This window comes from Serratia sarumanii (assembly GCF_029962605.1).
Taxonomy (GTDB): Bacteria; Pseudomonadota; Gammaproteobacteria; order Enterobacterales; family Enterobacteriaceae; genus Serratia; species Serratia sarumanii.
The window spans coordinates 1,866,513-1,889,089 of the sequence record NZ_CP124750.1; the positions used below are offsets into that span (position 1 = coordinate 1,866,513).

The 22,577-nt window shown below is 56.5% G+C and carries 24 protein-coding genes and 4 tRNA genes; 16 read left to right on the forward strand and 12 right to left on the reverse strand.

The window, feature by feature from the left end:
• Positions 1 to 12 precede the first annotated feature (12 nt).
• Complete coding sequence (locus tag SSARUM_RS08830) at positions 13 to 372, reverse strand: hypothetical protein (RefSeq protein WP_033646527.1); 360 nt, start codon at positions 370 to 372, stop codon at positions 13 to 15.
• Positions 373 to 916: 544 nt separating this feature from the next.
• On the opposite strand from SSARUM_RS08830, the gene SSARUM_RS08835 reads away from it, so the two are divergent.
• Together SSARUM_RS08835 and SSARUM_RS08840 are read left to right on the forward strand one after the other, a co-directional pair.
• Positions 917 to 1,231, forward strand: a complete 315-nt coding sequence (locus tag SSARUM_RS08835; RefSeq protein WP_033637956.1) for a hypothetical protein — start codon at positions 917 to 919, stop codon at positions 1,229 to 1,231.
• A 171-nt stretch (positions 1,232 to 1,402) separates the two neighbouring features.
• Positions 1,403 to 1,834 (forward strand): hypothetical protein, encoded by a 432-nt coding sequence (locus tag SSARUM_RS08840; RefSeq protein WP_047568120.1) that lies wholly within the window; start codon positions 1,403 to 1,405, stop codon positions 1,832 to 1,834.
• 18 nt (positions 1,835 to 1,852) lie between these two features.
• On the opposite strand, the gene SSARUM_RS08845 is transcribed toward SSARUM_RS08840, so the two are convergent.
• Positions 1,853 to 2,194, reverse strand: a complete 342-nt coding sequence (locus SSARUM_RS08845; RefSeq protein ID WP_033637958.1) for a GlpM family protein — start codon at positions 2,192 to 2,194, stop codon at positions 1,853 to 1,855.
• A 121-nt stretch (positions 2,195 to 2,315) separates the two neighbouring features.
• Positions 2,316 to 2,540 (reverse strand): DUF2594 family protein, encoded by a 225-nt coding sequence (locus SSARUM_RS08850; protein ID WP_004927950.1) that lies wholly within the window; start codon positions 2,538 to 2,540, stop codon positions 2,316 to 2,318.
• Positions 2,541 to 3,243: 703 nt separating this feature from the next.
• Between SSARUM_RS08850 and uvrY the strand changes: the two genes are divergently transcribed.
• The 6 genes from uvrY (at position 3,244) to SSARUM_RS08880 (ending at position 7,396) form a co-directional block, all read left to right on the forward strand.
• Positions 3,244 to 3,900, forward strand: coding sequence for a UvrY/SirA/GacA family response regulator transcription factor (gene uvrY, locus SSARUM_RS08855; protein WP_004927947.1), 657 nt, complete (start codon positions 3,244 to 3,246; stop codon positions 3,898 to 3,900).
• Positions 3,893 to 5,725, forward strand: coding sequence for an excinuclease ABC subunit UvrC (gene uvrC / locus SSARUM_RS08860; RefSeq protein ID WP_043147202.1), 1,833 nt, complete (start codon positions 3,893 to 3,895; stop codon positions 5,723 to 5,725). The genes uvrY and uvrC overlap by 8 nt, the downstream gene beginning before the upstream one ends.
• Before the next feature lie 58 nt (positions 5,726 to 5,783).
• Complete coding sequence (gene pgsA / locus SSARUM_RS08865; RefSeq protein WP_033637960.1) at positions 5,784 to 6,332, forward strand: CDP-diacylglycerol--glycerol-3-phosphate 3-phosphatidyltransferase; 549 nt, start codon at positions 5,784 to 5,786, stop codon at positions 6,330 to 6,332.
• A gap of 144 nt (positions 6,333 to 6,476) precedes the next feature.
• Positions 6,477 to 6,552, forward strand: a tRNA-Gly gene (locus tag SSARUM_RS08870).
• A gap of 674 nt (positions 6,553 to 7,226) precedes the next feature.
• A tRNA-Cys gene (locus SSARUM_RS08875) sits at positions 7,227 to 7,300 on the forward strand.
• A 10-nt stretch (positions 7,301 to 7,310) separates the two neighbouring features.
• Positions 7,311 to 7,396 (forward strand) — tRNA-Leu (locus SSARUM_RS08880).
• A 178-nt stretch (positions 7,397 to 7,574) separates the two neighbouring features.
• On the opposite strand, the gene SSARUM_RS08885 is transcribed toward SSARUM_RS08880, so the two are convergent.
• Positions 7,575 to 8,915, reverse strand: coding sequence for an anaerobic C4-dicarboxylate transporter (locus SSARUM_RS08885; protein ID WP_033646470.1), 1,341 nt, complete (start codon positions 8,913 to 8,915; stop codon positions 7,575 to 7,577).
• A 231-nt stretch (positions 8,916 to 9,146) separates the two neighbouring features.
• Between SSARUM_RS08885 and SSARUM_RS08890 the strand changes: the two genes are divergently transcribed.
• The 3 genes from SSARUM_RS08890 to SSARUM_RS08900 all read left to right on the forward strand — a co-directional run bounded on the left by SSARUM_RS08890 (position 9,147) and on the right by SSARUM_RS08900 (position 10,539).
• Positions 9,147 to 9,599 (forward strand): PaaI family thioesterase, encoded by a 453-nt coding sequence (locus SSARUM_RS08890; protein ID WP_033654150.1) that lies wholly within the window; start codon positions 9,147 to 9,149, stop codon positions 9,597 to 9,599.
• Positions 9,600 to 9,740: 141 nt separating this feature from the next.
• The gene (locus SSARUM_RS08895) at positions 9,741 to 10,022 is read left to right on the forward strand and encodes a hypothetical protein (protein WP_060387559.1); all 282 of its coding nucleotides are present in this window, start codon (positions 9,741 to 9,743) and stop codon (positions 10,020 to 10,022) included.
• Positions 9,988 to 10,539: a hypothetical protein gene (locus SSARUM_RS08900; protein WP_033638004.1), complete on the forward strand. Its 552-nt coding sequence runs from the start codon at positions 9,988 to 9,990 to the stop codon at positions 10,537 to 10,539. The genes SSARUM_RS08895 and SSARUM_RS08900 overlap by 35 nt, the downstream gene beginning before the upstream one ends.
• 68 nt (positions 10,540 to 10,607) lie before the next feature.
• Here the strand turns inward: SSARUM_RS08900 and SSARUM_RS08905 are convergent, their stop codons facing one another.
• From SSARUM_RS08905 to etsA, 6 genes are all read right to left on the reverse strand, one after another.
• Positions 10,608 to 10,877: a hypothetical protein gene (locus tag SSARUM_RS08905; protein ID WP_033646469.1), complete on the reverse strand. Its 270-nt coding sequence runs from the start codon at positions 10,875 to 10,877 to the stop codon at positions 10,608 to 10,610.
• Positions 10,878 to 10,968: 91 nt separating this feature from the next.
• A complete protein-coding gene (locus SSARUM_RS08910; protein ID WP_162062229.1) occupies positions 10,969 to 11,106 on the reverse strand; it encodes a hypothetical protein in 138 nt (45 codons plus the stop codon).
• 140 nt (positions 11,107 to 11,246) lie between these two features.
• On the reverse strand, positions 11,247 to 12,749 hold the full coding sequence (gene proP / locus SSARUM_RS08915) for a glycine betaine/L-proline transporter ProP (RefSeq protein ID WP_060429854.1): 1,503 nt from the start codon (positions 12,747 to 12,749) through the stop codon (positions 11,247 to 11,249).
• A 417-nt stretch (positions 12,750 to 13,166) separates the two neighbouring features.
• The gene (gene etsC / locus SSARUM_RS08920) at positions 13,167 to 14,534 is read right to left on the reverse strand and encodes a macrolide efflux RND transporter outer membrane subunit EtsC (RefSeq protein WP_060429856.1); all 1,368 of its coding nucleotides are present in this window, start codon (positions 14,532 to 14,534) and stop codon (positions 13,167 to 13,169) included.
• A 3-nt stretch (positions 14,535 to 14,537) separates the two neighbouring features.
• Complete coding sequence (locus SSARUM_RS08925; RefSeq protein ID WP_060429858.1) at positions 14,538 to 16,475, reverse strand: MacB family efflux pump subunit; 1,938 nt, start codon at positions 16,473 to 16,475, stop codon at positions 14,538 to 14,540.
• On the reverse strand, positions 16,472 to 17,662 hold the full coding sequence (gene etsA / locus SSARUM_RS08930; protein WP_455678619.1) for a macrolide efflux RND transporter periplasmic adaptor subunit EtsA: 1,191 nt from the start codon (positions 17,660 to 17,662) through the stop codon (positions 16,472 to 16,474). Before etsA ends, SSARUM_RS08925 begins: the two co-directional genes overlap by 4 nt.
• Positions 17,663 to 17,892: 230 nt before the next feature.
• On the opposite strand from etsA, the gene cho reads away from it, so the two are divergent.
• The 5 genes from cho (at position 17,893) to SSARUM_RS08955 (ending at position 20,263) form a co-directional block, all read left to right on the forward strand.
• Positions 17,893 to 18,741 (forward strand): excinuclease Cho, encoded by an 849-nt coding sequence (gene cho, locus SSARUM_RS08935; RefSeq protein WP_060387822.1) that lies wholly within the window; start codon positions 17,893 to 17,895, stop codon positions 18,739 to 18,741.
• A gap of 112 nt (positions 18,742 to 18,853) precedes the next feature.
• A tRNA-OTHER gene (locus SSARUM_RS08940) sits at positions 18,854 to 18,950 on the forward strand.
• A 185-nt stretch (positions 18,951 to 19,135) separates the two neighbouring features.
• Positions 19,136 to 19,435 carry a sigma-S stabilization anti-adapter protein IraP gene (locus SSARUM_RS08945; RefSeq protein WP_049195113.1) on the forward strand — a complete coding sequence of 100 codons (300 nt, stop codon included), beginning with the start codon at positions 19,136 to 19,138 and terminating at the stop codon, positions 19,433 to 19,435.
• Positions 19,436 to 19,558: 123 nt separating this feature from the next.
• A complete protein-coding gene (locus tag SSARUM_RS08950; RefSeq protein WP_033638009.1) occupies positions 19,559 to 20,062 on the forward strand; it encodes a YlaC family protein in 504 nt (167 codons plus the stop codon).
• 69 nt (positions 20,063 to 20,131) lie between these two features.
• Complete coding sequence (locus SSARUM_RS08955; RefSeq protein ID WP_015377413.1) at positions 20,132 to 20,263, forward strand: hypothetical protein; 132 nt, start codon at positions 20,132 to 20,134, stop codon at positions 20,261 to 20,263.
• A 62-nt stretch (positions 20,264 to 20,325) separates the two neighbouring features.
• Here the strand turns inward: SSARUM_RS08955 and SSARUM_RS08960 are convergent, their stop codons facing one another.
• Both SSARUM_RS08960 and SSARUM_RS08965 read right to left on the reverse strand, forming a co-directional pair.
• Positions 20,326 to 20,454 carry a hypothetical protein gene (locus tag SSARUM_RS08960; protein WP_033638010.1) on the reverse strand — a complete coding sequence of 43 codons (129 nt, stop codon included), beginning with the start codon at positions 20,452 to 20,454 and terminating at the stop codon, positions 20,326 to 20,328.
• Positions 20,455 to 20,703: 249 nt separating this feature from the next.
• Positions 20,704 to 22,425: a potassium/proton antiporter gene (locus tag SSARUM_RS08965; RefSeq protein ID WP_060387562.1), complete on the reverse strand. Its 1,722-nt coding sequence runs from the start codon at positions 22,423 to 22,425 to the stop codon at positions 20,704 to 20,706.
• Between the last annotated feature and the right edge of the window lie 152 nt (positions 22,426 to 22,577).

Sequence of the window (22,577 nt, forward strand, 5' to 3'; positions counted from 1 at the left end):
AACGCCGCTATATCACCATTGCGGCCAATAGTAGGTTTTCTCTCGCCAGCCTTTGCCGTACATGCAGGCTTCGATGGTGGCGTCTCGTGCGGACTGATTACGATCGGTTTGCACTGTTTTAATCGACGGTTCCTTGTCATAGCGGTATCCCGATGGACAGTCTTTCTTATTTTTCTCGCAAGGAATGTATTTGTTTTCGTAGCTGAACTCCACGTCCCGCACCATGTCCGGCGGAAAACGTTCGTAGCCGCGACTGCGGCATTCGGCATATTCGGCATTTCGGGTACTCTCAACCGCGCCGGGCCTTTCCCATTGGGTGCAGGCGGTCAACATCAATAACGGCAAGGCAATCAAACAACGGCAATTCTTCATGGTGTCCCTAACTCTTTCTCTATCCTGAGGCTCGCTGACTAGGAATGTTCCTAACCGGTGAGGTAGGGAAGTGTAATAAACTGGCGCAATAATTGGAAATGATAATGGTTATTGTTTAGGTATGATTGAGGAAGTGCCGCGTTGAGAGAGGATGTGGCGCATTGAGTGAAGTCTGTAGGAAGCGGCGACCTCATGGCGAGGGCAGGTCGATGTGGCGCTGGTTTTTTCATTTTCTTTTTGCCGCAAGGATCCGAGCATCATTGCATCGTTATGAGTAGAGAAATAATATGCAGGCTAAGTATGTTCTTAGCTGGTTTGAATATTATCTTTATTTAGGATATTTACCCATGCCAAGAATTTAATTCTCGGTATTAATACCCTATTTTTTTTATTTCTGTTTTTTTAATGGGGTTTTATTTTCGGATTTTATCCAGAAGAGAATTTTTAGTTACAGGGAATTCATTTGCATTTTAATTTTGGATTTTTTAAATTCAGTTCAGAGGAAGGATAACCGTTCGCGACAGCTACAAAAAAGGAGTTTATTTTGTCAGGGATAAAGAAAACGCCTGAAAGTCATGACGGTTTACCTGCACCATCAGAGGATTATGATACTTTTAAGCACCTCTCCGATGTTGGCTCCGTGTTGGGATATGGGCGAACTCGCTTTTATCAGTGGTGCCGTAGCCGCGGATTTCTAACTCCGATGAACGTTCCGTCTCATGAAATGATCGCCCTGGGATATATGGTGGCGGTGTTATCAGAGACCGGCCATACCCGGGTTTACGTCACGCAGGATGGTTTCAGTTACGTCAGTGGCGCTTTTGCTGCAGATATCCAACGTGGCATGATCAAGTTTTAAATCTGCAATAATCGCCTTTATTTCAATGGCTTTAATGCAGAATCTTCTTATCCCTGCAGGTTCGTGGGAGGAGTGGGAAGTTATCCGATTTTTTCGCATCTGCGGTATGAATGCTACTGGAGACAGCTATTCTCTTGTTACGATAAGCATTATTTTCTTCAGGAGCCAAGGATGAAGCATTACGCCGCGTTGTTATTTGCCTCTGCACTGTTGACGGGATGTGCGACCCAAGCCGTGCCGCCGCAACAGGCTGAGTTGCCCCCCCCAAGCCGTCTGATGCTCTATCAGAATATCCCGGATACGCCTTACGCCACGGTGGTGGTGGTGCGCGACAGCGGAATGCTGGCGGGCAGCTGCCGCACCGGCGTCTATGTGAATGGGGAGTTTGCCGCTTCGCTGGAGGCGAAAGAAAAAGCAGAGTTTCGCGTGCCGCCAGGCAATGTTTCGGTCAGTATCGGGCAAGATATGATCGAGAATCACCTGTGTATTTGGCGTGAGACCGGCGGCAGCATACCGATGACGCTGCGCGCCGGTGAAAGCCGCTATCTGCGTATCGCCGGCGATCGGCAGCGTGGCTTCGTTTTGCAGGCGGGGCGACCGTAATCTGCCCTGGCAAGGGCGTTAACGCCCTTGCCACCATCCCCACAGCGTAATGAGTAGCCACGCTGCCGCAATCCAGCACAGTACCGCCGCCCCCAGAGCCAACGACAGCCGCAGACTGTTGATCAGGAAATACAGCGAGATCAAATACACCAGGTAGGGTAGCACCGCCCACATGCCAAAAATCAGCGTGGTTTTCAGCGCCGCAATGGAACGCTCGTTGCCGACAATGTAATGCGCAATCAGGGCGAAAGTGGGAAAGAGCGGGACTAAACCGGCGATATAATAGTTGCGCGTTTTGGCCAACAGGCCGATCAGAACCACGACCAGTGCGCCGATCAGCGCTTTGACAAGGATGGCCATAACGGTCTCGGGTGTGGGGGAAAGTCAACACACTGCCCGAAAGCACGTGCAAGATCAATGGGGTGTGGAGTAGCGCGGTGAAAAGCAGACCCACAAGAAGTGCGGGTCTGGGACGCAACGCTTACTGACGGTAAGCGTGCTTGATTTGCTGAATGCTGTTCTTGAAGATTTCCGCCTGGGTAGGATCTTCAATCTGGGCGATGAAACGTTCCATGTTGATGATGACTTTCCCGGCGTCGGCCTGGCCGATCGACTTCAAGATCAGCGTCAGCGTAGCTTTGAGGCAGGCAACCTCGGTCGCCAAGATTTCCGGGTTTGCAGACGTAGTGAAATCAACGTTGCTCATTTTCTCTCCTGATTTTTTGAGGCCGTAGCCTGATACAAGCTGCTTTGGCACGCCGCGTGCGGGCTAAACGTTGCCCCGCGCGCAGCGGCGAATTTAACTGGGCGCGGAGTATAGCATAGCATGCGTCCGTCATCTGCACCGGGCTTGCTCCGGTCATGCGGGTGGGCAACGTTCGCTCATTGCCATGCTGAATCATCCGCTGTCGGCCAGTTATTTCGAGGTGGTTAACAAGTATTTGTCCGGCACGTTATTGTTGAACAATGGGGGGAATTATAATTATTTGGGCGGGGAACACCGATTTTACCGGCGTTTGCCGGGAATAATAGTTTCGAACGCGGGTTGCCAAACCCACGTTGGCGGCGGATTTTGTTACGCCTTTAAATATCAAATGATTACAAAAAGCCAACGGCCGTGTTAATATTATGCATGTCGCGATTGCTTACACAGATTTCTCACGCGCAACATGATTGTCGCGCTATCCTGTGTTTGGTGCAGCGCCGCGCAATTATTTTCGTCGTCCGATCTTTTCCAACGTGACGATTTATCGGCGGCATAGACGGCTAAAATTGAAAAATCAGCTCTGCTCCGCAAAGTTATTCGAAAGTATGTATTAATCTGTGTTCATTCTTGTCTGAAAAACAAGTAATATCTCTGGCGAAAACAGAGGCCGATTGCGTTACTCCCTTTTTTTGGAGATTTTTCCTTGATTAGCGTTCTTCTTGTTGATGACCACGAACTGGTGCGCGCAGGGATACGACGCATTCTTGAAGATATCAAAGGTATAAAAGTTGTCGGTGAGGCTCAGTGCGGTGAAGACGCCGTAAAATGGTGCCGTGGCAACGCTGTCGATATCGTGCTGATGGACATGAATATGCCGGGCATTGGCGGGCTGGAAGCCACGCGCAAGATTGTGCGTTATGCACCCGACGTCAAAGTCATCATGTTGACCATCCATACTGAAAATCCTTTGCCCGCGAAGGTGATGCAGGCGGGTGCCGCCGGTTACCTGAGCAAGGGCGCCGCGCCGCAGGAAGTGATTAACGCCTTGCGTTCCGTGCATGCGGGGCAGCGCTATATCGCGTCTGATATCGCCCAGCAGATGGCCCTGAGTCAGCTGGAGCCGCAGGCTGAAACGCCGTTCAGCTGCCTGTCTGAACGCGAGTTACAGATCATGTTGATGATCACCAAAGGCAAAAAGGTGAATGAGATCTCGGAGCAACTGAGTCTCAGCCCGAAAACGGTGAACAGCTACCGTTACCGCATGTTCAGCAAACTGAATATCAGCGGCGACGTCGAATTGACTCACCTGGCCATCCGACATGGATTGTTCAATGCGGAGACGTTGTTAAGCAGTGAATGACCGTTTTGATGCCAAAGCCTTCCTGAGTACCGTCACCAGCCAGCCCGGCGTCTACCGTATGTACGACGCCACGGGTACGGTGATCTACGTCGGTAAAGCCAAAGACCTGAAAAAGCGTCTCGCCAGCTATTTTCGGCAGCAGGTCAGCAGCCGTAAAACCGAGACGCTGGTTAAAAATATCGCGCAAATAGACGTAACGGTTACCCATACTGAAACAGAAGCGCTGCTGTTGGAACATAACTACATTAAATTGTACCAACCGCGATATAATGTTCTTTTGCGAGACGATAAATCTTACCCGCTGATTTTTCTCAGTGCGGATACCCATCCCCGTTTGGCGATGCATCGCGGCGCCAAACACGCCAAGGGCGAATATTTCGGGCCTTTTCCCAACTCTTACGCCGTACGCGAAACGCTGGCGCTGCTGCAGAAGCTGTTCCCGATCCGCCAGTGCGAAAACAGCGTATATCGCAACCGGTCGCGCCCGTGCCTGCAGTATCAGATCGGCCGCTGTCTGGGGCCTTGTGTTGCCGGCCTGGTGAGCGAAGAAGAATACCGGCAGCAGGTGGACTATGTACGGCTGTTTCTTTCGGGCAAAGATCAGCAGGTATTGCACCAGCTGATTGCGCGTATGGAAGAAGCCAGCAAACTGCTTAATTTCGAAGAGGCGGCGCGCATTCGCGATCAAATTCAGGCCGTGCGCCGCGTCACCGAGCGGCAGTTCGTGTCGGGCGACAGCGACGATCTGGACGTGATCGGCGTGGCGTTCGATGCCGGTATGGCGTGCCTGCACGTGCTGTTCATCCGTCAGGGCAAGGTGCTGGGCAGCCGCAGCTATTTCCCTAAAGTGCCGGGCGGCACGGATATGGGCGAAGTGGTGCAGACCTTTGTCGGTCAGTTCTATCTGCAGGGCAGCCAGGCGCGCACGCTGCCCGGTGAGATCCTGCTGGATTTCAGCCTGCCGGAAAAAGACCTGCTTGCGGAGTCGCTCTCCGAGTTGGCGGGGCGCAAGATCCAAATTCAAAGCAAACCGCGCGGCGACCGCGCCCGTTATCTGAAGCTGGCGCGTACCAACGCGGCAACGGCGTTGACCACCAAGCTTTCGCAACAGTCGACTATTCATCAGCGGCTGGCGGAATTGGCCAAGGTGCTGAACCTGACTGAAATCAACCGCATGGAGTGCTTCGATATCAGCCACACTATGGGCGAACAGACCGTGGCTTCGTGCGTGGTGTTCGACGGTAACGGCCCGGTGCGAGCGGAGTATCGGCGCTACAATATCAGCGGCATCACTCCCGGCGATGACTACGCGGCGATGACGCAGGTGCTGAAGCGCCGTTACGGCAAGGCGCTGGAAGAGAAAAAGATCCCGGATGTCATCTTTATCGACGGCGGTAAAGGGCAGCTCGGCATGGCGATCGACGTCTTCAAATCGCTGAACGTCACCTGGGACAAGAATAAGCCGCTGCTGATTGGCATCGCCAAAGGCGCCGATCGCAAGGCCGGATTGGAAACGTTGTTCTTCGTGCCGGAAGGCGAGGGGATTTCGCTGCCGCCGGATTCGCCGGCGCTGCATGTGATCCAACACATCCGCGACGATTCGCACAATCATGCGATTACCGGCCACCGGCAGAGAAGGGCGAAAGTCAGAAATACCAGCGCATTGGAGCTGATTGAAGGCGTAGGGCCGAAACGGCGCCAGGTGCTGTTGAAGTATATGGGCGGACTGCAACCTTTGTTGAACGCCAGCGTGGAGGAAATTGCAAAAGTGCCGGGTATTTCACAAGCATTGGCAGAAAAGATCTACAATGCATTGAAACACTGAGGGCAATGTAGCAACATACTCTTAATTTCCACTCTAGCCAGATAGTTACCGTAGCATTATGCAATTGAATATACCGACTTGGCTTACCCTGTTTCGCGTAGTTCTGATCCCATTCTTTGTGCTGGCGTTTTATCTGCCGTTCAACTGGGCTCCGATGGTTTGCGCCGTTATCTTTGTGTTCGCCGCCGTCACCGACTGGTTTGACGGCTTTCTGGCACGCCGCTGGAAACAAACGACGCGCTTCGGGGCGTTTTTGGATCCGGTCGCGGACAAAGTGATGGTGGCGGTGGCACTGGTGCTGGTGGCGGAGCACTACCACAGCTGGTGGATCACGCTGCCGGCGGCCACCATGATCGCCCGTGAAATCATCATTTCGTCGCTGCGCGAGTGGATGGCGGAAATTGGCAAGCGCAGCAGCGTGGCGGTATCCTGGATCGGCAAAGTGAAAACCATGGCGCAGATGATGTCGCTGGTGGGTTTGCTGTGGCGGCCGGATCGCTCCGTAGAGTATGTGGCGATTGGCTTGCTGTATATCGCGGCGGTGCTGACTTTCTGGTCGATGTTCCAATATTTGAAAGCGGCGCGCAACGATCTGCTGGAACCGTGATCGATACGCTGCAAAAATCGGCAAACGATCGTGATGAGCCAACAATTTTATTGACTCATCACGTCAGGCAAGTAGAATGCATCGCATCAGACGACAACGATGAATTGCCGAAAGATAGCAAATAAATCAGTCAGTTCTGGTAATGCGGGAATAGCTCAGTTGGTAGAGCGCAACCTTGCCAAGGTTGAGGTCGCGAGTTCGAGCCTCGTTTCCCGCTCCAAACATTAGCCTGTTGAATCCCCGTGATTCAGCAGGTAAGCGAAAAGGGGCTTCGGCCCCTTTTTCGTTTTCTATTCCTTTGCCGTCCGGTGAAACCCTTCTTCATCCTGCTAGCTCGATTATTGCCACTATATCTGCTGTCGTTTTCATACCCCAGGATGCATCCGTTGCATGGTGCAATCAGGCACATTTGATTGGGCGCCGTACGGTGTACAATCTGACGTCAGTCTCCAGCCTTGCAGTTGCGTTGGCCGTTCGGGGCAGCGGCACCGGAGATTCATGATAATGTTATGCCTGATATCCCATCACCATAAGCAAGTGAAAAGCTGCAGAGGGCGCGGGTAAGCGATTCCTGCTGAGAAAAAAGATCCGATTTGCCCGTGAATCCCTGAACCGATGCATATAAAATCAACATTTCGCTTGCCTTTGCGTTGGCATTGTGAACAGTGCGCCCACAAAATAAGCAGTTGAAAGCGTTAGAGAACTTTTTGCTATTTCGAGGGGTTGCCAAGGTGGGGGGTTTAGTCCATAATGCAGTCCATCGATTCGGCGGTAACGAAATAAATTACTTAAGAATCAGATGATTAAGATAAGCGATTTCAACATCGCCGATCAAAAGAACAAAACGAAGTGGGTGAATCACCGGCTTTGGCCTGAAAAGGCAAACAGAATAAAGGCGCGTTAACAAAGCGGTTATGTAGCGGATTGCAAATCCGTCCAGTCCGGTTCGACTCCGGAACGCGCCTCCAACTTTCCCGAGCCCGGGTGGTGAAATCGGTAGACACAAGGGATTTAAAATCCCTCGGCTTATGGCTGTGCGGGTTCAAGTCCCGCCCCGGGTACCAGGGAACGAAAATACCGAATAATCAAAGCAATAAGTAGTAATGTCGTAGACCGCCGAGAGGCGGTTTTTTTGTGCCTGAAATTCGCGTTACACCTGTATTCTTCCCTTTTTTGTCATACCCCATGCCCATGGATTGTCATCCTGCTTGCAGGGAGCCCCGCAGGGCTCCGCAGTACCAATTATAAGAAACCGAACGCCGCAGCGAGGATCCAGCCGAAGACGCAGGAGACGCTAACGCCGATCAGGCCGGGCAGAATAAAGCTGTGGTTGATCACGAAGCGGCCGATGCGGGTGGTGCCGGAGCGGTCGAACTGGATCGCTGCCAGATCGCTGGGATAGGTTGGCAGAATGTAATAGCCGTAGCAGGCCGGCGCCGAAGCGACGATATAGGCCGGGTTGACGCCGATCGCCAGCGCCACCGGCACCAGTGCCGCCAGCGCGGCGGCCTGCGAGTTGACGAATTTCGACACCAGCAGCAGGATCAGCGCATAGGCCCAGGGGTACTCTTTCACCAGCACGCCCAGGGTGGCTTCGATCTGCGCCAGGTGCGCGCCGAACATGGTTTCCGCCATCCAGGCGACGCCATACACCGCCACGATGGCGATCATGCCGGAGCGGAACACTTCGTTTTTAGAAATAGACGCCGGGTTGGTGCGGGTGATGATGACGATCAGCGCCCCGGCCATCAACATGCACATCTGGATCACCAGGACCATGGAGAGCGGCTTGCCGCCGAAGCTGGGCCGCAGCTCGGAAAATGCCCCCAGCACCGCCACCAGGGCGATGGTAGCGAGGAAAATCCACATGGCGATCCAGTTGCTGCGCGGCAGCACCCGGTCCAGCAAGGTGGCGGCATCGCCATAGACGTAGCGATGGTTTTCCGGCACCGAGATGAATTTCTGGAACTCCGGATCTTTGTCCAGGTCTTTGCCGCGGAACCAGCTGAAGATGCCGATCGCCAGAATGCCGCACAGGGTGGAAGGAATGGTGATCGACAGCAGGTCGAGGAATTCCAGATGGCGGCCATTGAAGGTATAGCTGCTGAGCATCGCCACCAATGAAACGACCGCTACCGAAACCGGGCTGGCGATAATGCCCATCTGCGCGCCGATCGAGCTGGCCGCCATCGGCCGTTCCGGGCGGATGTTATTTTTGATCGCCACGTCATAAATGATCGGCAAGATGGTGTACACCACGTGCCCGGTGCCGCACAGAATAGTGAGAATGCAGGTCACGAACGGTGCGATGATCGAGACGTAGCGCGGGTTGCGCCGCAGCATCCGTTCGGCGATTTGCAGCATCACGTCCAGCCCGCCCGAGGCCTGCAGGGTGGCGGAGGCCGCCACCACCGCGATGATCACCAGCATCACGTCTACCGGCGGTTTGCCGGGCTGCAGGTGAAAGCCGAACACCAGGATCATCAACCCGATACCGCCCAGTAACCCCAGCGCAATGCCGCCCTTGCGCGCCCCATACAGCAGGCATGCCAATATAACCGCTAATTGCAGAAAGAAATCCATGATAGATACGCCTTAATAATGTTGAACTTAACTGCGTTCAGTTTCCGGCGGCGGTTACAACAGAAAGTTGTTTTAAATCTAAAGGCGCTAAAAAACTGTGGTTATTGACGCTAAAGAGTGATGGTGCTCACACTCAGTGAATCAAGGGGGAAGAAGCCACCAGCACGAAAAAGCAAACCAACAGGTCAGACCTCTACTATATGAAAGGTTTACTGATCCGAGGAGAAAACCATGGACCCGACAAAAATGACCGGGCTGGCGCTGTTACAGGCTGCAATGGCCGGCAAGATCCCAGCGGCCTCGATCGCTGAAACCGTGCCTATGAAGCCGGTTGCGGTGGAAGAAGGGTATATCCGTATCGTGGCGCGGGCAGACGGGCGCCATCTGAATCCGCTGGGTGGCGTACATGGCGGCTTTGCCGCCACGGTATTGGACTCGGTGACTGGTTGCGCGGTGCACAGTACGCTGGGCGCAGGCGTAGGTTACGGCACCGTCGATCTGCAGGTAAAAATGCTGCGCCCTGTGCCGAAGGAGAGTGACCTGATCGCCGAGGGGCGTCTGGTCTATGCGGCGAAGAACGTCGCTTTCGCTGAAGGCACGCTCAAAACGGCGGAAGGGAAGCTGCTGGCTTCGGCAACCGCCACTTGTTTTATCATTCGCCCCACCGAACAAGCACCGCAATAACCTGCTCGTTATCGGGCTTCGGGCTATCAACCCGGGGCCCGATGCATTTCTCTTCGGCTGCATAGATTGCTACGCTACGATGACAGGCGCGATACGCCATTGTGGTCTAGTATTCTTGGGTAAAAATTTATCGGAGTGATTATGCAGCCGTATAAAGAGGTTGAGTTTGATCATGAGCTTTGTCTGGCGATCGGCAAAGCCGTATTAGACGTGGTGTCGCAGGGGGAGGAAACCAGCGCTCCGGCGGTGATGAACGCGATTGAGCGGTCGGTGGAACAGGGGTTGAATGACGACGAAACGGCCATCGCCGACGACGCCCTGGATTTGATGGCTCGTCTCGTCCACGGCTTCAGCTTCATAAATCTAGCGGATGAAGAGGATACTTCCCATGCATTGGTTGAATTTCAAACGCTACAAGAGTGACGTTGCCAAACAGGCCGTGCCGCCGCATTTGAATGCGGCTGAATTTGCGCGGCATTACGCCGACAAGCCGCAAGCCGATACGGAAGAGTATCTTTCGCTGAGCGGGGAGATGTGCTGGGATGCGGTGGTGCTGTGCGCCCACCGTTCAGGCGCGCTTAGCAAGGCGAAATACAAGCAGCTGTGGCAGACGGTATTCGATAAGCAATACAAACATTTCGTCAGCCCTGACGATACCGAGATCCGCACCATGGCCGATATGTTGCGCGCGCCGCAGGGATGTTTTATCGGCATATTTTCCCTGCGTGACGCGACGGCGCCCCGTTTGCTGCATGCCATGATCGGCACCGGTGCAGGCTTTGCCGCCGGCAATAAAAATCTTTGCATCGGCGTGGGGGGCGCGGTCGGCTGGGAAAATCTCAATCTGGCGCGCGATCTGCGCTGGCAGCCGGAAGGCGGTTTTTTACGCCAGGGCGACAACGAAGTGCTGCGCATTTTTTACCGGCCTTTCCCCGCCTGAGCCGGTTCGCCCGCTTTTAGAGTAAAAAAAACCGCCGTCTGGCGGTTTTTTGTTGGCGGGTATCCCCCTTATTTGAACCCGCCGTTGCGAATGAATTCGAGACCGGCGGCAGTGATCCGCGTTTGATGCGGGTCGATATCATAGTTGTTCTCGTCGATGTCGCTCATCACATAGGCCTGTATCAGGCCCTTGGTTTTGAGATAGGCGAAGGGATCGGCGAAGGCGTGCGGGCTGGTGGCGTCTTGTTTCCACAGTTCATAGGTTTTTTCATCCAGCGTGCCGGGGTGATTGGCGGCCAGCCGGGTCAGGATCTGATTGTAGAACGCATAGTCGGTCATGATGCGGTCCTCTTTATCGCGAGCGACAGTCTCGGAAAATGGCGGTAAGGCCTTTCAATCATAGCCGATGTTTTCCGCCGTCGGCATGGGGTTAGCCGCGTTGGCTTTCAATCCAGTGGAACAGACGTGAAATGCTCAAGGTGATATCACCGATGTTGAAGAGTGCGCCAAGCCACAGGGCGAGCATAACCAGGATGCCGATGATGATGGAAAGGTCCATCGTGCTCATGATTATGTTCTTCATTAATAAAGGTGTGCGGCAAAGCGTGCCACCAATCCCGCTTGCCATAAAATGCGCTGCGCATTATTCCTTTTGAAATCAAAGTAAAAAAGCCACCCAAACGGGTGGCTTTTGTGTTTTCGCGCGGATCAATCCAGCTTGGGATGCTGGTCGATCAGGATCTGCTTTTTCTTTTCCAATTCGGCGATCTGCGCGTTGATGTCCTCGACTTTCTGTTCGATGTTGTCGTAGGTCTCCTGCAGCAGCTCTTTCGCTTCTGAGCGGTCCGAAGCGGCCGGCGTCGCGCCGCGCAGCGGCTTGTTGGCGGTTTCTTTCATGTACAGACCTGTGATAAGACCGATCACCGCCACAACCATCAGGTAGTAGGCCGGCATGTACAGGTTGCCGGTCGCTTCGACCAGCCAGGCGGCGGCGGTCGGCGTCGCACCGGCGATCAGCACCGAAATGTTGAACGAAATCGCCAGCGCGCTGTAACGGATGTGCGTCGGGAACATCGCCGGCAAAATCGAGGCCATCACCCCGGTGAAGGAGTTGAGCAGCACCGCCAGCACCAGCAGACCGACGAAGATCAGGCCAATCACGTTGCTGTTGATCAGAATGAAGCACGGGATCGCCAGCGCCAACAGGCCGATGCTGCCGCCGATAATGAACGGCTTACGGCCGATGCGGTCGCTGGTCAGGCCGATTACCGGCTGTACGAACAGCATGCCGATCATGATGGCGATGATGATCAGAACGCCGTGATCTTCCGAGTAGTGCAGGTTATGCGACAGGTAGCTCGGCATGTAGGTCAGCAGCATGTAATAGGTCACGTTGGTGGAGATGACGATACCGACGCACACCAGCAAACTTTTCCAGTGTTTGGCCGCGATCTCTTTGAACGAGGTTTTCGGCGGATTTTCGATGGCGTTGCGGTCATCTTTTTCCATCTTGTCCACGTGCTGCTGGAACGCCGGGGTTTCTTCCAGCGCATGGCGCAGATAGAGACCGATCAGGCCCAGCGGTGCGGCGATGAAGAACGGGATACGCCAGCCCCAGTCGAGGAAGTTGGCTTCGCCGACGATGCTGGAGATCAGCACCACCACGCCTGCGCCCATCACAAAGCCGGCGATGGAGCCGAAGTCCAGCCAGCTGCCCATAAAGCCGCGTTTGCGGTCCGGCGAGTATTCGGCGACGAAGATCGCCGCACCGGAATATTCACCGCCGACGGAGAAGCCCTGCGCCAGCTTGGCCAGCAGCAGCAGGATCGGTGCCCAGATACCGATCGACGCATAGGACGGGATCAGGCCGATACAGAAGGTGCTGACCGCCATGATGATAATGGTCACCGAGAGCACCTTTTGGCGACCGAACTTGTCGCCCATGGCGCCGAAGAATAGGCCGCCGAGCGGACGCACCAGGAAGGGCACGGAGAAGGTCGCCAGCGCGGCGATCATTTGCACGCCGGGAGAGGCGCCGGGGAAGAAGACCTGGCCAAGCGCATAGGCGACAAAGCCGTATACGCCGAAGTCGAACCACTCCATCGCGTTGCCCAGGGCCGCCGCGGTGATCGCCTTCTTGAGTTTGCTGTCATCGATGATGGTGATGTCGTTAATGTGCATCGGTTTATGTCGTTTTTTTCTTAACTTCATATAATCATCCCTTAATGAATTATTCGTTGTTCGTGAAAGCGTAATCTCCGTTCACTGTTGTTTTCGAGTTATCAAATCGGCTAATCGAATCGCGGTTCAAGACGATTCATTATCCACATTTAAGTTGGGATGTGGATCACAAAATATCGTCGTTTATGCCAAGGTTATGTCATTTAGGTGACTAATTATTTTGCATCTATAGCTTAACGTTATATCTTGCGCCGATCAAATCCAGCAGTTTAACTTAAGTGTTTGCACCGATTTGGTGCGAGAATGGTCTAATAATTGTGCGATTTGACGGTTTTTCGTCTGATTAGGTATGTTTGAAGTATAGAGAGTACGGGAGATAAAACAGGAAAAATTGATGTGTTCACCGCTAAAAAATCACCTGGCCGGAGGATGGCCAGGCTGTTTGGTTTAGGGTACCGACGAACCGCCGAATTCCAGATAGATTTTCGCCAGGTTCTGGTACTGCGCGAAGCGGTTCTCGTCCACCGCCAGTTCCGCTTGACGGCGCTGCTCCTGAGCATTTAGCCAGTCGGTAATGGTGACGGCGCCCTGCCGGTAACGCACCTCGTTCAGCCGCTCCGATTTGCGCGCCAATGCCAGCGAGGCCTGCAGCTGCGTCTCTTGCGCCCGCAGCTGTGCGCGCAGCGACAGGGCGTTATTCACATCACCCATCGCCTTGTACAGCGCCTGCCTGAAGGCCAGCACCTGCTGTTCGTAGTCGTTACGGGCGATCTTGATATCCACCCCCATTTGCCGCCATTGCAGGAATGGCAACGTCAGGCCGGCGCCGAGGCTGCCCGTCGGGTTGCGCAGGAACTCCAGCAGCGCGCTGCTGCTGGCGCCCAGCGAGCCGGTCAGGCTGAACGCGGGATAGTACTGCAGACGTTTCTCGTCGACGTTGGCCAGGGCGGCGCGCAACCGCAGCTCTTTGGCGCTGAGATCCGGGCGCCGGCTCAAGACGCTGGCGGGGATGCCGGTGTTGATCTGCGGCATCGCCGTCGTCGGCAGACGCGCGGGCGCGATAGTGGCCTGGCCTGAAGGCGCGCCCAACAGCACCGTCTGTTCATTCAGCGCCTGTTGACGATCGTGTTGCAACGCCAGCAGCCGGCTTTCCTGCGTCAGCACGTTCTGTTCCGCGTTCACCACGTCCAGCGCCGAGATGCTGCCGGCCCGGTAGCGGGCGTTGGCCAGCCGCAGCGTCTGTTTGGCGTAGGCGATGCTCGCCTGGCTGACGCCGATCTGCTGATTGAGGAAGCCGATGCGCCAGTAATTCGTGGCGGCGTTGGCCAGCAGCGTCAGGCGCGCCGTTTGCAGATCCTGCTCGGAAGCCTGGCTGGCCCACTCGGCGGCATCGCGCTGGCGCGCCAGTTTGCCCCAAAGGTCGACTTCATAGCTCGTAGAGAGCGTCGCGCCGCTGGTTTTATTCCAGGCGGAGGACTCCGACAGCGGGCGATTGATGCCGCTGTTCAACGAGGCGTTGACGTCGGGGGCGGTGCTGATGCCGACGCGTTCCGCCTCGAGCCGCGCACGGTAGACGCGCAGCACGGCGACGGCCAGATCGTTGTTGCTGGCCATCACCTGTTGCAGCCAGCGATCGAGCTCGGGATCGTGGAAATCGCGCCAGTCGAACGGCGTCGGCGCGGCGTTGTCGGCGGCGTGCTGCCAGCTCGTCGGATAGTTGACCTGCGGCGCCCGGTAGTCGCTTTTCAGGGCATTGCCGCAGCCGGCGGTGAGCAGGGCGGCGAGGCTTAACGCCAGGGGAGATAAAATTTTCATGGGTTACTCGCTGGCCAATGAAACGACCGGATCCATCCTTGCCGCTTTGCGGGCGGGGAGATAACCGAAGATCATGCCGATTAAGGTTGAACAGAAAAACGCCGTCGCGGCGGCTTGCCAGGAATAGATGGCGGTGAACATGCCGCCCGCCAGCGAGGTGAACAGCGAACCGGCGGCGAACGACAGCGCGATGCCCAATGCGCCGCCGATCAAACAGACCAGCACCGCCTCGATCATGAACTGTTGCATGATATCGCCGCGCCTTGCGCCGACCGCCATGCGCACGCCGATCTCATGGGTGCGCTCGGTCACCGAGACCAGCATGATGTTCATCACGCCCAGGCTGCCGATCACCAGCGAGATCGAGGCCACCATCAGGATCAGCAAACTGAGCGTCATCGAGGTGCGCTCGATCGATTTACGGAACTGATCGCGGTTGAACGTCATGAAATCCTTGACGCCATGGCGCTGGGTCAGCAACTGCGTAATGGCGCTGACGGCGGCTTCGCTGGCGACGTCATCCTTCAGCCGCACGGTAATGCCGCTGAGCGTGGTTTTGCCGACCATGCGGTACATCACCGTGCTGTAAGGCATCCAGACGCTGATGCGGTTGGGCGCATAGTTGCGTTCGCTTTTGGCGACGCCGACCACCCGCGCCGGCACTGAGCCGAGAAACACGATCTGGCCGAGCGGCTCGACGCCGAAATCGCCGAACAGCGCCTGGCGCGCGTTGTCGTCGATGATCACCTCCTGCAGCGCGTTGCGATCGTCGCGGAAGGTGGCGCCTTGCACCAGCGTGATGCCGTTGACGCGGAAATAATCGCGCCCGACGCCGGTGATTGACGCGGTGGAGGATTTGCTGCGAAAACGGATGCTGTCGGACGCGCTGACTTCCGGGCTGACGCTGTCGACGAAGCTTTGCTGCGCCAGCGCGTCGGCATCGGCCGGCACCAGGGTGCGGATGCTGTCGATGGCGTCGTCGAAGAAGTCGCGCCCCGGATAGATGCTCACCACGTTGGTGCCGAGCCCCTTGATATTCTCCAGCGTGCGCTGTTTGGCGCCTTCGCCCAGCGCGACTACCGTAACCACGGCGGCGATGCCGAAGATAATGCCGGTCATGGTCAACGCGGTGCGCAGGCGGTGGGCGTTCATCGCCTTCAGCGCCATGTGCAGCGACTCGCGGGTGCGGTCGATAAGACTTTGCCAGCCGCTTTGCCGGCTGCGGTTCGGCGGCGGCAGCGCTGCGGCGGGTGCCGATTGGCGGCCGCTGTCAGCGATGATTTTGCCGTCTTGCAGTTCGATGACGCGCTGCGCATGTTGCGCCACTTTCATATCGTGGGTGACGATCACCACGGTGTGGCCGCGTTGGTTCAGCTCGCTGAGGATCGCCAGCACTTCCTGGCCGGATTGGGTGTCCAGCGCGCCGGTTGGTTCGTCCGCCAGGATAATTTCGCCGCCGTTGATCAGCGAGCGCGCGATGCTGACGCGCTGCTGCTGGCCGCCGGAAAGCTGGCCGGGCTTGTGGTCTTCGCGCCCCTCCAGGCCCAACCGCGCCAGCAGTTGCGCCGCCCGCTGCCGCCGCTGATCGCGCCGGGCGTTGGCGTAGATGGCCGGAATTTCAACGTTGCCCAGCGCGCTGAGATCGGGCATCAGGTGGTAACGCTGGAAGATAAAGCCGATATGCTCGCGGCGCAGGCGGGCCAGTTCGTCCGGCGACAGGTGGGCGGCGTTCTGGCCGCTGATGTAATAGTCGCCGCGATCCGGCACATCGAGGCAGCCCATGATGTTCATCAGCGTCGATTTGCCGGAACCGGAGGCGCCGATGATCGCCACCAGTTCGCCGGCGGCGATGGTCAAATCGATGTCTTTCAACACCGTCAGCGCCTGGCCGCCGTTGGTGTACGTTCGGCTGATGCCTTTTAGCTCGATGATCGCGTTCACAGGAAGATGCCATCCTCAGCCGGCTTGGCGGCGGTCTGCGACAGCACCACGGTTTCACCGGCTTTCAGGCCGCTGAGGATCTGAATGTCGACGTTGTTGGTGATGCCGGTAGTCACTTCGCGCGTTTCCAGCCGCTGATCCTGAGTCAGCACCTGCACCTGTTGCCCTTTTCCTTCGGTTTTATGCACCGCCTGGATCGGCACCAGCAGGGTGTTCTTTGCTTCGCCGAGCAGCAAGGACACCTGCGCGGTCATGGCGATGCGCAGGCGGTTTTCCGGGTTGGGCACGTCCAGCAGCGCGTTGTAATAGACCGAGGCATTCGAGGTGCCGGAGCCGGAAGCGGAGCTGGTGCCGGCGAGCGAGTCGTCTTTCATCACCGATTCAGGCGCCAGCTCGATGGTGCGCAGCGTGGCGTCGTAGCGCTTATCCGGATCGGAGAAAATGGTGAAGTAAGCCTTTTGCCCCGGCGAAATACGGGTGATGTCGGCTTCGGAGATCTGCGCCTTGATGGTCATCGTATCCAGCCGCGCCAGCTTGACGATGGTCGGCGCGCTTTGGCTGGAGTTGACCGTTTGCCCCTGCTGCGTGACCACGGCGATAACAATGCCGTCCATCGGCGCGACCACGCGGGTATAGCCCAGATCGATTTTTTTCTTCTCGACTTCGATCTGCGATTGCACCAACTGCGCATTGAGTGCCTGCAGATCGGCGCGAGTGGTGGCGAGCGAGGCTTCGGCGGTCTCGAAGTCTTCCCGCGAACTGGCTTCGTCGTTCAGCATGCGGCGCTGGCGTTTAAAACGCGACTCTGCCTGTTTCAACAAGGCCTGTTTGGCTAACATATTGGCTTTAACTACGTTCAGCGCCGCCTCGGCGTTGCGCAGATCGTTGCGCTGTTGCAGATCGTCGATGTCGGCGATCGGTTGCCCTTTGGTGACGCGATCGCCCAGTTTGACCTTCAGTGATTTCACTTCACCGGAGACCCGCGCACCGACGTTAACGCGTTCGACGGCATCCAGTCGCCCGGTGGCCAGCACGGCGTTCTCGATATCGCCCAGGCGGGCCGTTGCGGTAACGTAATCCTGCTGCGGCGGGCGTTGCCAATAGAGGGCCAGCGCGATGGCGACGCAGATGAAAATGATGACGGCGATCAACGCCAGACGACGGGGTGTGAGTTTCAGTGAAGTCATGCCCAGGTTTTCCATAACGATAAAAGCGGCGGTTCCAGTCTGCCATCATGGCAGCGCCAGCTTGAACTGGCGCTAAACGTGAGGCGCTTTCCCGCTGGAAAGGAGATAGTAAAGGCTTTCCCGCTAAAGATCACGGCGAGTTATTATCCTTCGGGGTGCAACCGGCTGTGTGGCGCGTTATACTGGGTAAAAAACCAGTATTCATTCATTAGCAGGATAACGCCGCCGCCATGATGCCAAACCGCCTCGAGCCGGAACTCGACATTTACCAATACCCGGAGCACCTGCGCGCCTGTCTGGCGCCGTTGCCCAAGGGGCCGGGCGTCTATCTGTTCCACGGCGAGAGCGAAAGCCTGCCGCTTTACATCGGTAAAAGCGTCAACGTACGCAGCCGGGTGATGGCGCATTTTCGCGCGCAGGACGAGGCGAAAATGCTGCGCCAAACCCGGCGCATCAGCTTTATCGAGACCGCCGGCGAGTTGGGTGCATTGCTGCTGGAGGCGCAGTTGATCAAGCAGCAACAACCGTTGTTCAACAAACGCCTGCGGCGCTCGAAACAGCTGTGTGCGCTGCGTCTGCTGGCGGATACGGTGACGATTGCCCACGCCAAAGAGATCGATTTCGCCGTCACGCCCCACCTCTACGGGCTGTTTGCCAATCGCCATGCCGCGCTGGAAAAACTGCGCGCCATCGCCGACGAGCATCGTTTATGTTATGGCAAGCTGGGGATCGACAAGCTGCCCGCGGGGCGAGCCTGCTTCCGCTACAGCCTGCGCAAGTGCGCCGGCGCCTGCTGCGGCGTGGAGTCGGCGCAGGAACATGCGCAGCGGCTCGGTGCGGCGCTTGAACAGCTGCGCATCGCCTGTTGGCCATTCGCCGGGCGCGTGGCGTTGGAAGAACAGGGCGAGACGCTGCGTCAGTACCATGTGATTCACAATTGGTTTTATCTGGGCTCGGTCAGCAGCCTGGCGCAGGCGCAGCGGCTGCAGAGTGCGGCCAGCCATTTTGACAGCGATGGCTACAAGATTTTGTGCAAGCCGCTCATGGCCGGCGATTATCGGATTATTGAGCTGCCGTAATGCCATAACGCTGGCGATAGCCTAAGACTTATCTGTAAATTCAGCGCATTATGCTAAAAAAGCTTGAGTCCATAATGTTGTTATGGATAATGGCGCCCCGAAGCGAAGGAACGCGCTATTAACTCAGTTGGCAGAGTGATTGGTTTTATAATGGCTTGTTTTGGCTTGAAAATTGATAGACGCGGGTTCGAGTCCTGCATAGCGCGCCAGCTTTCTTCCCTTCATCTCACCGCGCTTACCGTAAAGCGCACCCGGGTTGATTTGCACTATCGGCTCCTCGTTGGGATTTTCGGGTGTGCTTTACCGTAACCGCTGGCTTTCCTTCCTCTTTCTCTTTCGATCCTTTGCTAAACTGTAATCAGGCAGGCTTGCTGCCCGGCAACAGGAGGTCGATATGTCTCACTCCGAGCAACTGCAGGAACTCTTGCACCGCGTCGCCGCCCTCGAGGCGAGAGAGAAAGCGCTGAGCGCCGCGTCCAACGCTTATCAGGCGATTATCACCACCATGTTGGGCAATATGGAGAAGACCGAACGCGATCGGATCATCGCGATGATCGATCAGGCCCATGAAATCGCCTACGCCCGCGCCATTCAACGCAGCAACGAACCGCAAAAGCAGAAAATCAAACAGGCCGACGATGTGGCCCAGCGCATGTTCATGTTTGCGCAAGGCAAGGCCGCCCAACCGCGCTGAAGCCGAACTATAACAGTTGCAGCCATTAAGTTGGCTAACTGATCTACCTGGCGAAACTGTACTTGTGTTACTTTTAGCGGTGAGATTTGATGGCAATGCTGTTTCCAGCATAAGGTTGTAACGATGGACGCGATTAAAAGCATCTTGGTTAAAGAGATTGAACAGATCAATCGGCGCGAAGGGCGTGACGGCAAGCCGCGCTTCAACAGCGAATTCGCTCGCACTCACCGCTATCTGTGCCTTGCCATGTTCGCCGGTTATTTCGCGGTGATCGCCGTGATGTACCAGGTGCCGTACATGGGGATATATGCTTTCCTGGGCTTCACCGCTTTTGTGCTGTTCATGTTCGCCATGCTGCTGATCGAGATCCGGCCGGTATACCGCTTCGAGGACATCGGGGTGCTCGATCTGCGGGTTTGCTACAACGGCGAGTGGTACTTTACCCGCGCGCTGTCGCCCTATGCGGTGCAGCAACTGCTGGAGGAGCCGTCCATCGGCGCCGCGCTGAAACAGAAGATGCGCGTGATCATCGGCAACAAGGGCGAAATCGACTTCTACGACGTGTACGACATGGCCTACGGAAAAAAGCCGCAGGATGAGCAGCCGCAGCTGGCGGCGGCAAACTGAAAGGTTTCCGGCCGGCGGCTTGTCGATTATACTCAGCGTTTGAACGCGAAGCAGAATGAGGATCAAGCGATGAGTGATGATATTTTCGATTTTGATATCGATGCCGAACTGGCGAAAGCCGAAGAAAAAGCGGCGCAGAAGGTAAAAGAGGTCCCTGAGTTCCTCGAAGACGAAGCGGACTGCGAAGGTTGCAAGATCTGATCGCCTGCCCCATAAAAAAAACCGCCGCGGCGGTTTTTTTTATGTCTGAGCGTCGTGGGGTGTCAATCCAGCACGAATCCCCAGATCAGCAACGTCGCCACCAGAATCAGGCAAAGCGCGGACACCGTCACCAGTATTTTCCCCAGAATGTCTTTTTCTTGTTCCTGCTGCGTCACGTTGAAATTATCCAATTAAAAGTCTATGGACCAAACCGGCGATGCTGAGATCGAGCGCCGCTACGCCCAGCGCCATAAGCATCATTACCGAAAGAAATCGAGTCTTGCCGTTCACGTCCTTAATCCCTGTGGACGCCGCTGTTAAGTTTTTATATCAAAGGGATATAATTCAGCGACGCCCTATTTCATGCATCATGATAGTGATTAAGAACGTTCTTAAGGCCAGAAGTTCCCTCGTCTGATAACGCAGCCGGTGCGGCAGCGTCAGTCGGTTACGATCCGCACGCCTATCTTGCTGACTTGATTGCCGTCCATTTCGGCGATGGTCCAGGTCAGGCCGTCCCATTCCACCTGGTCGCCGATCACCGGTTCGCCGCCGATCAGCTGAATGACGAACTGGCCCAGCGTCTGCTGCTCGTCCACGTCGTCTTGCAGATTGAGGCCATAAAGCTGCGAGATGTCGCTTAAACGGGCATCCGACTGCAGGATAAAGTCGCCGAAGAAGCGCTCGTCGAGCGTCACGGCCGGCGCCTGGCTGAACAGTTTGCCGAGGATGGGCAGGTCGTGCTCATGGCCGATAACGCACAGAATATCGTTCTCCCGCAGGCGGGTACTGCCGCTTGGGTGCAGCAGTTCTTTGCCGCGGAACAGGGCGGCGATGCGGGTATTGGGTGGCATCTTCAGCTCCCGCAGCGCCGCGCCGACGCACCAGTTTTCCGCCGAAAGCTGATACACGAACTGTTCCCACTGGTTTTCCGGGTGCACGTCCAGCCCAACGCGGGAGATCGGCGTCAGCGCCGGCGGCACGATCACCTTGGCTTTTTTGGCGGCAAACGACAACGTGGTGCCTTGCAGCAGCAGGGAGACCAGCACCACGAAAAACGCCACGTTGAAAAACAGCTGGGCGTTGGGCAGCCCGGCCATCATCGGGAACACCGCCAGGATCACCGGCACCGCGCCGCGCAGGCCGACCCAGGAAATAAAGCCGCGCTCGCGCAGGGTAAAGCTGCGGAACGGCAGCAGGCCGATAAACACCGACAGCGGACGGGCGAACAGGATCATCCACAGCGACAGCAGCAGGGCAGGGATGGCGATCGGCAGCAGCTCGTGCGGGTTGAGCAGCAGGCCAAGCACCAGGAACATGCCGATCTGGCTGAGCCACGCCAGGCCGTCGAAGGTTTGTACGATGCCGTGCCGGTTGCGGATCGGCCGGTTGCCCAGCAGCAGGCCGCACAGATACACCGCCAGAATGCCGCTGCCGTCCAGCGCGGTGGTCAACGCAAAAATAAGAATGCCGCCGCTCACCGCCAGCAGCGGATAGAGGCCGTCCGCCAGTTTGATGTGGTTGATCAGCGTCAGCAGCAGCCAGCCGCCGCCCAGACCGAAGACGATGCCCATGCCGAACTGCTGCATCAGATGCAGCGGGAAGGTCCAGCTCAGCGCGGTTTCTCCGGCGGCGATCATCGCAATCAGCGTGATGGTGAGAAACACCGCCATCGGATCGTTGCTGCCGGATTCTATCTCCAGCGTGGCGCTGACGCGTTCGTTCAACCCTTTGCCGCCCAGCAGCGAGAAGACCGCGGCGGCGTCGGTGGAACCGATGATGGCGCCGATCAGCAGCCCCTGTAGCAGATCGAGGTTGAACAGCCAGGCGGCTGCCATGCCGGTCAGACCGGCGGTGATCACCACGCCGATGGTGGCGAGAGACAGCGCCGGCCACAGGGCGACGCGGAAAGAGCTGACCCGGGTACGCATACCGCCGTCGAGCAGGATCACCGCCAACGCGAGGTTGCTGACCAGATAAGCGACGGGGTAATTGCTGAAGACGATGCCGCCGGGGCCATCGACGCCGGCCAACATGCCGATCGCCAGGAAGATCACCAGGATCGGAATGCCGAGCCGGGAAGAAAATGAGCTGAGCAGAATGCTTGCCCCCACCAGCACGGCACCGATGACGAACAAACTGTTAATGGTGCTGGCATCCAAAATATCGCTCTCCTGAGGCTGGGGGATAGGGGGCACTGCGAGTGTGTCGATGATAACGTGTTTAGTGGGTAAAACGCCAAGGCTGATTGCGAAAACAACCGATCAATTATTGCCCTTTGGTGTGATTAAACGAAGAAAGTGAGGAGAAGAGG